Raw genomic sequence first — 12,993 nt, forward strand, 5'->3', positions numbered from 1 at the left:
ATCCCTAAGTAGTACATGTAAACACCACCCGTGTGATAGATTAATCAGAAAAGAGGAATCCTCCGCATCTTTATAGCTATCCATCCTCGTTCGATATTCGACAACGTCTGTGTCATCCAGCTGATACGAATCATTCTATAAAGAAGGAGGCATCAGACTTTCCGACGAAGACTAAGCTTCAAGGGAAGTAACGATACCTCCATCTGATTACCCCCATTATACAATTTCATGGGGATACCTTAAAATTAAGGTTGCCTATATCATACGAGGGAAGTGGGCGGCAGCCGGAGTGGTAGTTATCATCACGATATATTTCAAAATTATCTCTTAGGTGAACGTACATCTAATTACCACATTACTTCGCAGTTTATATCTACTGTGGAATATATCATTAAATCTAGAAAGGTGATTGGTTTGGTTTAGGGTAAATATATCTATTGAATACAAAAAGAAGAGCCGATGACATATCTCATCGGCCAAAAGAAAAAGGGGCTATCATTTTGTGAGAAAGCAATCTTTGCAGCATTGCTCAATTTGGAACACTTTTAATATATCAAATAAATGAAAAGCTGGTGTTAAGTATCAGTTAAGATCATGTAAAGTTTTTCCTGAATCTATGATTAATCGTTATAATGTTAGATAATAGTTTTAGAGGAGGAGTTATCATGAAGACAGTTTCGATTTGTATAACAAGTGATGTGCATGGTCATATCATGCCAACGAATTATCGCAACAATCAAGAAGAACAGCTCGGTCTAGCAAAAGTAGCTACAATTTTGAAAAAAATAAGAGAGAAAAACCATACAATCTTAATAGATAATGGCGACTTTATTCAAGGAAGTCCATTCACCTATTATTTTGCCAAAAAGCAAGCAGATCAACCTAGTCCGATGATTAAAGTTGCTAACCAACTAAACTATGATCTAGCGGTAATTGGTAATCATGAATTTAATTATGGACTGCCATATTTACAAGAGGCTGTCGAAGCTTCTGACTTTCCTTGGCTCTCCGCTAATATAGTAGATAATAGTACGAATCAACCTTTTTTAGGTAAGCCTTATATCATCAAGGAAATTGCGGGAATACGTATTGCTATATTAGGATTAACCACACATTACATACCAAATTGGGAGGATCCCAATCATATTAAAAACCTTACTTTTGACGATGCTTGTAAGACTGCAAAAAAATGGGTAGCAAAAATTCGTGAAACAGAAGTACCAGATGTGATGGTCGTCAGTTATCACGGGGGATTAGAACGTGATCCTCAAACAGGTGAACCGACAGAAGAGCTCACAGGAGAAAATCAAGGTTATCAAATTTGTCGGGAAGTAGAAGGAATAGATATCTGTATTACGGGCCATCAACATCGTTATTTAACAGAGAAGATTAATGGAGTAACAGTTGTTCAACCTGGCAATAATGGTCAAGCGATCGCAGAAATAAAGCTAGAATTCGATCAAACGATCCAATCGATTACATCTACTCTGCATCGTGTAGATGAACAGACAGAAGTAGATCGCCAAGTGGAATATAGTATACGGGAAGAGGAAAGACAAGTTCAAGCTTTCTTAGATCAAACCATTACAACGGTAAAGGGTGATATGGAAATAAGCAATCCGATGAAAGTACGATTACATGGTCATCCTTTTATTAACTATATTAATCAATTGCAGATGAATGTAGCGGAAGCAGACATTTCGTGTACCGCATTATTTCATGATCTGTCACCAGGATTTCCACAGCAAATAACGATGAGAGATATTGTATCGAATTATATTTATCCCAATACATTAAAAGTACTGAAACTAACAGGGCAAGATATAAAAGATGCATTAGAGAAATCCGCTAGTTTCTTTCAAGTGGAAAATAATCAAATAGAGATTAATCCAGCTTATTTGAACCCAAAACCACAACCTTATAATTATGATATGTGGCAAGGTATTTACTACGAAGTGAAGCTGTCGAATCCAATTGGTGAACGAGTGATAAGGTTGGAATATCAAGGTGAGCCACTTGATTTAAATCAGGAATTTCAAGTTGTTATGAACAATTATCGTGCCAGTGGTGGCGGAGACTATTATATGTTTAAAAATAAAGAAGTGGTGAAAGATATCCCAATAGACATGACAGAATTGATTGCTGACGATCTTTTGAAACGGGACGAACTTGTTCCTGATCAAACTAGTTATTTTCGTATATTCGCATAATGATAGATTAAAAAAATAGTATAAAGATAGAAAAATATTACGAATTGACGTATAAAACACGCCATTGTTGCCCCATAATGACAAATGTGACAAGCATTTGTAACATCGTAATTTTTGTTACAGACTCTTAAATTCACTGTAACCACAAAGGGTATTTCGATGTGTTATATTGGTGCTTGTCAACATTGAAAGGAGGCAACTATGATGCGAAGGTTTTTAGTGTCAGTAGGTTTTGTTACAACTAGCTTCTTTTTTGTGCTACCAATTTCGGCAGCGGAATACGAGGTAGAAAAAGGAGATAGTTTGTGGGACATTGCACAAGAACATAACACAACAGTTGCAGATTTAAAGGAGATTAACGAGCTAGATTCAGACTTAATTCTTCCAAAACAAATTTTAGAGATAGATAGAGAAATTAATTACACTGTCGAAAGAGGTGATTCATTAAGTGAAATCGCTCATGAGTATGACGTAACGGTTAGCGATTTAAAAGAATGGAATAACCTCGAAACAGATTTAATTATTATTGATGAAGAATTAATCATCAAGGATGTAAACAAAGAACAGTCTGAAGAACATCAAGATGAGGAAACGAAGGAAGTAAATCAGACAGAAGAAACGCCAGAAGCTACAGAGCCAAAGGTCGAAAAACAAGCGAATACAGCAAAAGAAGAATCTTCTGACGACCAAACTGGTGAAACCATCTCAGTATCAGCAACCGCATATACTGCAGAATGTGATGGTTGTTCTGGTGTCACTTCTACAGGGATTGACTTATTAGAAAATCCTAACATGAAAGTAATTGCAGTAGACCCTAACGTTATTCCACTTGGAAGTAGAGTACATGTGGAAGGTTACGGAGAAGCAATTGCAGGAGATACTGGTGGAGCAATCAAAGGGAACAAAATCGACATTCATGTTCCAACGAAAGACGAAGCCTACGACTGGGGCGTCCGCACTGTCGACGTCACAATATTAGACTAGTAAATTCATCAGAAAACTCTCTCGTTTTAATACGGGGGAGTTTTTTTTGTTCTCTGGAAAGGGAAGTGGGCAGCCGGAGTGGTGGTCAAGCTGTTAAAATATTTCATAATGGATGCTAGAGAAATAGTAAATCTTTATCCTTTAGTGATAAGAATTAAACGGATTTTGCTCAGTTTTTCTATCGAATGTGCACAAAAACAAATAAAATCAAAAACAATTAAAAAAAACCACAGATTAATAGTTGCTATTTCAGGGTAAATATCTTATAATTTTAACAACGTTGTTATTATAAAACTGCAAGCGATTACAAAAATAACATTGGGAGTGTGCGAAGTGAAGAAAAAATATGTTTTAGTTGGAACCGGTGGCCGTGCAGAGTTTTTCTATGGAGCAATGGTGCGTGATTTTCAGGAAACCTGTGAATTAGTAGCTTTTTGTGATACCAATCAAACACGATTAGACTATGCTAACAAACTATTAAAAGACAAATATGGAGTTTCAGAAATTAATACGTATACAGCTGATCAATTTGATGAAATGATTGCAACGGAAAAACCAGACATTGTCATTGTGACCTCAATGGATAGAACACATCATCGATATATAATCCGTGCAATGGAATTAGGCTGTGATGCGATTACGGAAAAACCGATGACAGTCGATGAAGAGAAAACACAAGCAATTATTGATGCAATTGAACGCACTGGTCAAAATGTTCGCGTTACATTCAATTATCGTTATGCACCACATAATACGAAGATCCGTGAGTTAATTCGCGATGGTGTAATTGGTCAGGTTAATTCTGTTCATTTTGAGTGGGCATTGGATACACAGCATGGAGCAGATTATTTCCGTCGTTGGCATCGTGATAAACGTAACAGTGGTGGTTTACTCGTTCACAAATCCACACACCACTTTGACCTGGTTAACTTCTGGCTCAACACAGAACCAGATGTAGTGTATGCAACAGGCGGACTTCGTTTTTACGGAAAAGAAAATGCCGAAGAACGAGGCGTGACGAAATTCTATGAACGAGCACATGGAAGTGAGTATGCAAAAAATGACCCTTTTGCAATCGACTTAGAATCTAATGAACATTTGAAATCGATGTATTTAGATGCTGAAAAAGAAGACGGATATCACCGTGATCAAAGTGTGTTTGGAGATGGAATTAACATTGAAGACACATTAGGTGTAAATGTGACGTACAAAAACAAAGCGATTCTAACTTATTCCTTAAATGCATACTTACCGTGGGAAGGCTTCCAGATTGCCTTTAATGGTACAGAAGGACGAATTGAAGTACAGGTGCGTGAACAATCTTATATTAATTCAGGTGGTAATAAGAGTGATGAGGGAAAACTTAGCGGTAAATCAATCCGAGTATTACCGATGTTTGGCGAACCATATGAAGTAGAAGTGGAAGAAAAAGAAGGTGGCCATGGCGGGGGTGATCCAGAATTATTAAATGATTTATTTGGGGTACCAAAAGAGGATGAATTTAACCGTGCTGCATCACATATTGATGGTGCCATTTCGATTTTAACTGGCATTGCTGGAAATAAATCGTTAGCAACAGGGCAAGCAGTAAAAGTCGATGATCTAGTAGATTTGAAAAGGAAATAATCGATAAAAGGCTGTTGACTACACTTCGTCAACAGCCTTTTATTGATACACTGATCAAAGTCTTACTGCATATTTCTTCTATTGATCTTGCTCCATTTCAATTACATCATCATTTATAGACTGTTCGTTAGTAGAAAATCCAATCACACCGAAGCATGCGATTAATAGAAGAAATAACACTACTAATAATTTTCTCATCTGTTATCCCTCCTAATTTGTAAATCCAATCTATATTGTATATGATAATCGGTATAATAACTATGTAATTTCTGTGGAAAAACGCACAAAATTATGAATGGAGGATAAAAATTGGTAAATAACCTGCAAGAAGCAGAGGTAGTCCGGTTAGAGAGTATAGGAGAAGGATCCCGGGTCTGTTTAGATTTAGTGGATCATCTTGCCCCGACTGAAGGAATATTGTTGGGAAATACAGGGCATGGCTACTTTTTGGTATTAGCGGAAAATCGGACAACCGATACATATCCAGCCAGACCATTTCGTATCAATAGTGGAGCCATTCATCATTATGTTCTTAAAGAGGATGAAAAGACAGCTTATTTAGCGGAACTGAAACCGGGTGACGTCATCACGGTATATAATGAAGAAGGGAAAATGCGTAAAATTGCCATCGGCCGAGTAAAAATAGAAAAGCGCCCCCTTATGCGAGTGGTAGCAAAAGTTGGTGATACCGAGATTTCAGTGACTCTTCAAGAAGCAGACAGTGTTCATGTATTAACTCCTGAACACAAGGAAAAACCAGCCATCACACTCCAAGAAGGTGAACGAATTCTAGTAAAACTTGATCAACCTGGTCGGCATCTTGGTGAGAAAATAGAGGAAGAGATAATCGAGTTTTAATATTGTGTAAATTTTCCGAAAACTCAAAAGAAAGTTGTTGACAAAATATTAAGAGCGTACTATGATAGTAACAACATTTAAAAACGTGATGGCATTGACGAAGAGAAGTAGCTTATACTCAAGCACTAAAGAGAGCTGATGGTAGGTGCGAATCAGTGTGCAAGATAAGTGAATGGACTTCTGAGCCCCAAACCGAACGATCATCTAGTAGGCTTTGGCGAGATACCCACTCGTTGCAAAAGGGAAGCGTTGATCAGACGTGATAAGTGAGCTGTATGAATGTGCAGCTAATAAAGGTGGTACCACGGGTTTCCTCGTCCTTTTCGGATGTGGAAACCCTTTTTGTATTGTTGGAAAAAGTAAAGTGTCCAGTAAATCACGAAAAGTGTCCAGTAATTGAGTTAAAGTGTCCAGAAAACACCCGAAAGTGTCCAATAAATGAAAAAAAGTGTCCAGTAAAACCACAAAAGTGTCCAATAAAATATAAAAGAAAAATCGAGGAAAAGGAAGAGTACAATTTCCCCGCTGTATGACAGAGAGCCGGAGATGCTGAGAATCCGGTATACACGGAAATTGGAATGGACCTTTGAGAGTGCCTTGGAAATGATAGTATAAGGCAACGGTTGATCCCCGTTAATGGATAAATGAGCGGAAGGCTAGAAAGTAGCCCTCAACAAAAGGTGGCACCGCGGTAACCAAACCGTCCTTATGCAGACTTGTAAAGTTTGTATAAGGACGGTTTTTTTATATTCGGATCATCAACTTTCAAAAAAAAGGAGTCGAAACAAAATGGTTAACTATAAAAGCACGGAACTAAATGGAGATACGATCACACCGATTTCAATATTTAACAGAGTCAAAGGTAAGAAGAAATTTTTACTGGAGAGCTCTGGCAGTCACGATGAAAAGGGGAGATTTTCTTTTATCGGCCTCAATCCTTACAAAGAAATTATTGGATCGGGAACCAACACAACTGTTACGAATTATACTGCTGGAACAACTGAAACGCTCCAGCAAAAGCCATTAGAAGTTGTTAAAGCACATATTCCGAACGAAGAATTACCATTATCATACGCCTTTTACAGTGGAGCAATTGGATATATCGGTTATGATGCGATTCGACAATATGAATACATTGGTGAACTATTAGATGACGAAATGGATATGCCAGATGTTCACATGATGTTTTACCAGGATGTTATCGTTTTTGATCATATCAAACAAAAAGTTACCATCATGACAGTCAATTTAGATGGTTCAAGAGATGATGACCAATTAGAGGCCAACTTAGCTCAGCTACAAGATCAAATCTTAACACCGGAGCCGACAATACCTGATGAAGAGTTACTCGTTAGTTTCGAACCATCAATTGAAAAAGAAACATTCCTAAACATGGTCGAAACAGCTAAACAACATATTAAAGACGGCGATATATTCCAAGTGGTCTTATCACAACGGATGAAAGCAAGCTTCGATGCTGACCCGTTTACCTTTTATCGTAGATTGAGGGTAGCGAATCCATCACCTTATATGTATTTTATCGATTTTGATGATTATATTGTGCTTGGCGCCTCACCAGAGAGTTTAATTAAAACAACCGGACGAAATGTTGTGACAAACCCGATTGCAGGTACAAGACCAAGAGGGAAAACAAAAGCAGAAGATCAGCAATTAGCAACAGAATTATTAGCAGATGCTAAGGAATTAGCAGAACACAAAATGCTAGTAGATTTAAGTCGAAATGATCTTGGTCGCGTTTGTGAAATTGGTTCGATCACCATTCCGAAATACATGGTGATTGAACGTTATCAACATGTTATGCACATTGTCTCTGAAGTGCATGGTGAATTAACACAAGATTACACTGGATTAGATGCCCTAGTATCGACCCTGCCGGCAGGAACGGTTTCAGGAGCACCGAAAATTCGGGCGATGCAAATTATTAATGATCTCGAAGACAAAAAGCGAGGCGTGTACGCAGGGGCTGTCGGTTACATCAATATGAATGGTGATCTAGATTTAGCGTTAGCGATTCGTACGATGGTCATTAAAGGAAGCCAAGCTTATGTGCAAGCAGGAGCGGGGATCGTTTATGATTCTGATCCACAATCAGAATACCAGGAGACATTAAATAAGGCGAAATCGCTATTGGAGGTTAGTAAAAAATGATTTTATTAATTGATAACTATGATTCTTTCACCTACAACTTGTTTCAATATATGTCAGAGCTTGGCAAAGAAGTGAAAGTCGTCCGCAATGATAAAATAACCATCGATGAAATCAGACAACTAAAGCCGGAAGCGATTATTTTATCACCTGGACCTGGAATTCCAGAACAAGCTGGAATTTGTATCGATATAGTCAAAAGTTTATCAAGCGAGTTTCCGATTTTAGGTATTTGTCTAGGGCATCAGGCAATAGGTGCCGCGTATGGAGCAACTGTCACACATGCCGGCCAGATCAAACATGGTAAAACCTCGATGATTCGTCATCAAAACGATGAAATCTTTAATTATTTGGAACAACCATTAGAGGTGATGCGTTATCACTCTCTTGTTATTGAGAAAGATACACTTCCTGACCAGCTGTTAATAACGGCAACGGCAATGGATGATCAGGAGATCATGGCGGTGAAACATACCTATTTACCTGTTTATGGTTTACAGTTTCACCCAGAATCAATAGGAACAGGGAAAGGAAAGCAATTACTAAACAATTTCTTTGAGTCGATTAGAAAGGGGCAACAAGCATGAAAACATTTTTAAAAAAAGTGATGGAAAAAGAAGATTTGACATTAATGGAAATGGAAGAGGCTGCTAGGTATATTTTTTCAGAAGAAACAAGTGATATAGCGATTGGTGCCTTTTTATCAGCTTTGAAGACAAAAGGAGAAACAGTTGATGAAATTACTGGATTAGTCAACGTTTTGTTAGAGATTTCTCCACTTGCATTGCCCGATGACCTGACAGAGGCAATGGATAACTGTGGTACAGGAGGCGATGGTTCTCAAAGTTTTAATATCAGTACAACGTCTGCTTTTGTTATTGCAGGTGCAGGTATTACCGTTGCCAAACATGGGAATCGTAGTATTTCTAGTAAAACAGGAAGTGCAGATGTTTTAGAGCATCTCGGTGTACCATTAGAATTTACAAGACCGGAAACATATGAGATCTTAAAACAAAATGGTATTGCTTTCTTATTTGCGCCGAATGTACATCCAGCAATGAAGCGTGCGATGAAAGTGAGAAGAGAATTAGGCGTGCCGACCATTTTTAATGTAATTGGACCATTAACGAACCCGGTAAAACTAACATCACAATTGATGGGGACTTATCGTCGTGATTCATTAGAAAAAATGGCAGCTGTTTTGCATAAATTAGGTCGCAGGCGAGCATTGATTATCAATGGTGCTGGTTATATGGATGAGGCATCTTTAGCAGGTGAGAATCATTTGGTATTATTAGATCGAGGAGAAATCATGAAATTCACCCTTAAACCCGAAGAAGTGAACTTGCCTGTGGTAGAAAATGATTCAATCAGAGGTGGCGATGCGAAAGAAAATGCAGAAATTTTACGGAGTGTATTAGAAGGAAATAAAGGACCACATCGTGACACTGTTTTATTAAACGCAGGGTTAGGTATTTTCGCTAATGGTAAGGCAGGTACGGTACAAGAAGGTGTAGAAATAGCGCGAGAGTCGATTGATTCAGGTGCGGCCTTAGCCAAATTGGAGAATCTTATTACCATAAGCAATAAGATGAAACAAGAGGTGTAATATGACTATTTTAGATAAGATTTTAGCAGAAAAGGAAAAGGAAGTAGCAGATTTAAAAGAAAGCTATCAGCCTGGGCAGATCCAAGCGAAACGAGTGGATGTTTCCTTATATGATACGTTTATGAACGCAGACAAAATGAGTATTATAGCAGAAATGAAACGAGCTTCCCCGTCTAAAGGGTTAATCAATGATGGGGTCGAACCTAGTGCGCAAGGACATATCTATGAAACGTGTGGAGCAGGTGCAATTTCGGTGTTAACCGATACACCTTTTTTTCAAGGAACAATGGAAGATATGCAGGAAGTTAGAGAAGTGGTTGACATTCCGGTATTAAACAAGGACTTCATTATTGATGAAATCCAAATTGATCGTGCGTATGATGCCGGTGCAAATTTAATTCTATTAATCGCAGCCGCACTTTCTGAACAAAGATTAGCGGAATTATATCAGTATGCAAGTGAAAAGGGGTTGGAAATATTATTCGAAGTACACAATGAAGCAGAATTAGCTGTTGCTCAAAGAATCGGTGCTCAAATTATCGGGATTAATAACCGTGATTTAAAAACATTTGAAGTCGATCTTGCCACAACGGAGAGACTGGCAGAAAAAATTGATACAACGAAGACGCTATTAATTAGTGAAAGTGGCATGAAGGAAAAATCAGATGTGGAACGGGTGCAGAAAGTGGGCGCCAGAGGAATTTTAGTTGGTGAAACGATGATGCGTTCTGTCGATTTAAAAGAAACATTCGATAGTTTACGAGTACCGTTAGGAGAATAAATATGGTTCAAGTGAAAATTTGCGGGTTACAAAATATACAGGCAATTCAAACTGCGGCAGAAGCAGGTGCAGATTTTATCGGATTTGTTTTTGCCAAAAGCAAACGACGAGTGACAAAAGAACAGGCAGCAAATCTGGCACAATTTGTTCCGTCCAATGTGAAGAAAGTCGGTGTTTTTGTTAATGAAGATATCGAGGTGATTCGGGAAACCGCTCAAGCTGTCGGCTTGGATTATGTGCAATTGCACGGGGATGAATCGCCAACTTTTTGTCAGGAAATTGGCTTACCGGTAATTAAGGCATTTGAGGTTCGTGGGGCGAGTGACCTGGATAAAATCAGTTCTTATGACTGTGCGTACTATTTACTGGATAGCCCGAGCGGTAAATACCGCGGTGGCTCAGGTGAGGCATTCGACTGGCAGGTAGCAAAGGAGTTTGACTTTTTAAATAAAAAGATCTTGCTTGCAGGTGGTCTTAAAGTCGAAAACATTGAAGAAGCGATCAAAGAAGTGGCTCCTGCAGGTGTTGATGTTTCCAGTGGGGTCGAAACAAGTGGCGAAAAGGATTTAGAGAAAATAAAAGCATTTATAGATGCAGCAAAGAAAGGTGATGGAAATGGCAAACTATCAGGCGCCAAATGAAACAGGCCATTATGGTGAATACGGTGGTCGTTTTGTACCGGAAACGTTAATGCCAGCCGTTTTAGGGCTGGAAAAAGCATATCAAGAAGCTATTAAAGATGAGCAATTCTTAGCAGAATTCGATTATTATTTAAAAGAATATGTAGGGAGAGAAACACCATTATATTATGCTGAACGTTTTTCCAAAAAATTAGGCGGACCAAAGATTTACTTGAAGCGAGAAGACTTAAATCATACCGGTGCTCACAAAATTAATAATGCATTAGGACAGGCACTTTTAACATTACGAATGGGTAAGAAAAAAGTTGTCGCAGAAACCGGGGCAGGTCAACATGGTGTGGCAACAGCTACGGTATGTGCATTGCTTGGTTTAGAGTGTGTGATTTTCATGGGGAAAGAAGATGTGCGTCGTCAAAAATTGAACGTCTTCCGCATGGAGTTATTAGGTGCTCGTGTTGAAAGTGTTGATCAGGGTAGCGGTACGTTGAAGGATGCTGTAAACGAGGCATTACGCTATTGGGTAAGTAATGTGGAAGATACCCATTATATTATCGGTTCTGTAGTAGGACCGCATCCGTTTCCGCAAATAGTAAGAGACTTTCAAAGCATGATTGGTACTGAAACCAAGAAACAAGTAAAAGAAAAAGAAGGAAGCCTACCAGACGCGGTAGTTGCCTGTATCGGTGGCGGCAGTAACTCAATGGGCATGTTCTTTCCATTTGTCGAGGATGAAGAAGTCAAGCTTTATGGAGTAGAAGCAGGTGGAAAAGGCGTCGATACTGATCAGCATGCTGTTACATTAAGTTATGGAAAAAAAGGTATCTTACACGGTACGATGACTTATTTGTTACAAGATGAAAACGGACAGATTCAAGAAGCACATTCTATTTCTGCTGGTCTTGATTATCCTGGAGTAGGCCCAGAGCATAGTCACTTACGCGATATTGGCCGTGTCAACTATGTGGATATTACTGACGAAGAAGCACTCGAGGGATTACAGGAATTATCAAGAACAGAAGGAATTATTCCAGCATTGGAAAGCTCCCATGCGATTGCATATGCGATGAAACTAGCCAAGGAAATGAACGAAGATGAGGTTATGGTTATTTGTTTATCAGGCCGTGGCGATAAAGATGTGGAAACAGTAAGAGATGCATTAGGTGGTGAAGCAAATGGGTAAGGTACAAATAGATCAAGCATTTCATGACGTATTAGAACGAGGAGACAAAGCCTTTGTACCCTATATTATGGCTGGTGATGGCGGTTTAGACAAATTAGATGAACAATTAGCCTTTTTAGAAGAAGCAGGTGCAACGGTCATCGAATTAGGGATTGCCTTTTCTGACCCAGTAGCAGATGGTCCTACTATTCAAGAATCGGGCCTTCGAGCATTAGCAAATGGGGTATCACTCCGTGCTGTATTAGATAAATTAAAAGAAGGCAAAGAAGAGCGAAATATCCCAATTGTACTGATGACCTATATAAATCCGATTCATGCATATGGTGTGGATAACTTCGCTAAATCCTGTGCAGAAGCGGGAGTAGACGGCTTAATTATTCCCGATTTACCTTTAGAAGAAGAAGGAATCGTTGTTCCTGCTTTAATGGAAAACGACATTGCTCTTATTCGCTTAGCAGCACTAACCAGTACAGAAGAACGCTTAGCAGAGATCGCTAAACGTACGGAAGGCTTTCTCTATGCGGTAACAGTAACGGGAACTACTGGTGTACGATCTTCCTTCAAAGACTATCTCGGAACTCATTTAGAGTCATTACGAGCAAAAAGTAATGTTCCTGTTCTTGCAGGATTCGGTGTATCCAGTCCAGAGCATGTGCGCTCATTAACCGAGCATTGTGATGGAGTCGTAGTCGGAAGTAAAATTGTTGATTCGTTATATGAAAATGATCGAGCTGCAATCCGTGAATTAATCGATTCCGCCCGCCTGTCAAAGCAGTAACCCTAAAAAAAGTCGCTTGAGGTGCCCGCACCTCAAGCGCTTTTTTTAGTTGCAAATAAAATCCCGAAGTTGCAAATAAAATCCCGAAGTTGCAAATAAAATCCCGAAGTTGCAAATAAAATCCCGAAGTTGCAAATAAAATCCCGAAGTTGCAAATAAA

The 12,993-nt window shown here is 38.9% G+C and carries 11 protein-coding genes and 2 other annotated features; all 11 genes read left to right on the forward strand.

The features are described 5' to 3' along the window. Window positions 1–665 precede the first annotated feature (665 nt). Window positions 666–2,210, forward strand: coding sequence for a bifunctional metallophosphatase/5'-nucleotidase (locus D569_RS0115950; RefSeq protein ID WP_018933429.1), 1,545 nt, complete (start codon window positions 666–668; stop codon window positions 2,208–2,210). A gap of 201 nt (window positions 2,211–2,411) precedes the next feature. Beyond that, on the forward strand, window positions 2,412–3,194 hold the full coding sequence (locus D569_RS0115955) for a 3D domain-containing protein (RefSeq protein ID WP_245548519.1): 783 nt from the start codon (window positions 2,412–2,414) through the stop codon (window positions 3,192–3,194). A gap of 333 nt (window positions 3,195–3,527) precedes the next feature. After that, the gene (locus D569_RS0115960; protein WP_018933431.1) at window positions 3,528–4,820 is read left to right on the forward strand and encodes a Gfo/Idh/MocA family protein; all 1,293 of its coding nucleotides are present in this window, start codon (window positions 3,528–3,530) and stop codon (window positions 4,818–4,820) included. Between the two features lie 309 nt (window positions 4,821–5,129). Continuing rightward, entirely contained in the window at window positions 5,130–5,678 is a 549-nt protein-coding gene (locus D569_RS0115970) for a 3-dehydroquinate synthase II domain-containing protein (protein ID WP_018933433.1), read from the forward strand. An 85-nt stretch (window positions 5,679–5,763) separates the two neighbouring features. After that, window positions 5,764–6,003 (forward strand) — a binding site (T-box leader). A 164-nt stretch (window positions 6,004–6,167) separates the two neighbouring features. Next, window positions 6,168–6,389 (forward strand) — a binding site (T-box leader). A gap of 78 nt (window positions 6,390–6,467) precedes the next feature. Beyond that, window positions 6,468–7,847, forward strand: a complete 1,380-nt coding sequence (trpE, locus tag D569_RS0115980) for an anthranilate synthase component I (protein ID WP_018933435.1) — start codon at window positions 6,468–6,470, stop codon at window positions 7,845–7,847. Beyond that, on the forward strand, window positions 7,844–8,431 hold the full coding sequence (locus D569_RS0115985; RefSeq protein ID WP_018933436.1) for an anthranilate synthase component II: 588 nt from the start codon (window positions 7,844–7,846) through the stop codon (window positions 8,429–8,431). The genes trpE and D569_RS0115985 overlap by 4 nt, the downstream gene beginning before the upstream one ends. Continuing rightward, window positions 8,428–9,453 (forward strand): anthranilate phosphoribosyltransferase, encoded by a 1,026-nt coding sequence (gene trpD / locus D569_RS0115990; protein ID WP_018933437.1) that lies wholly within the window; start codon window positions 8,428–8,430, stop codon window positions 9,451–9,453. Before D569_RS0115985 ends, trpD begins: the two co-directional genes overlap by 4 nt. Before the next feature lies 1 nt (window position 9,454). Next, window positions 9,455–10,234, forward strand: coding sequence for an indole-3-glycerol phosphate synthase TrpC (trpC, locus tag D569_RS24890; protein WP_018933438.1), 780 nt, complete (start codon window positions 9,455–9,457; stop codon window positions 10,232–10,234). A 2-nt stretch (window positions 10,235–10,236) separates the two neighbouring features. Further along, entirely contained in the window at window positions 10,237–10,875 is a 639-nt protein-coding gene (locus tag D569_RS24895; RefSeq protein WP_018933439.1) for a phosphoribosylanthranilate isomerase, read from the forward strand. After that, window positions 10,850–12,055 carry a tryptophan synthase subunit beta gene (gene trpB, locus D569_RS0116005; protein WP_018933440.1) on the forward strand — a complete coding sequence of 402 codons (1,206 nt, stop codon included), beginning with the start codon at window positions 10,850–10,852 and terminating at the stop codon, window positions 12,053–12,055. The genes D569_RS24895 and trpB overlap by 26 nt, the downstream gene beginning before the upstream one ends. Further along, the gene (gene trpA, locus D569_RS0116010) at window positions 12,048–12,833 is read left to right on the forward strand and encodes a tryptophan synthase subunit alpha (protein WP_018933441.1); all 786 of its coding nucleotides are present in this window, start codon (window positions 12,048–12,050) and stop codon (window positions 12,831–12,833) included. Before trpB ends, trpA begins: the two co-directional genes overlap by 8 nt. Window positions 12,834–12,993: the final 160 nt, after the last annotated feature.

Origin of the sequence: Gracilibacillus lacisalsi DSM 19029 (assembly GCF_000377765.1) — a bacterium.
Lineage (GTDB): Bacteria > Bacillota > Bacilli > Bacillales > Amphibacillaceae > Gracilibacillus > Gracilibacillus lacisalsi.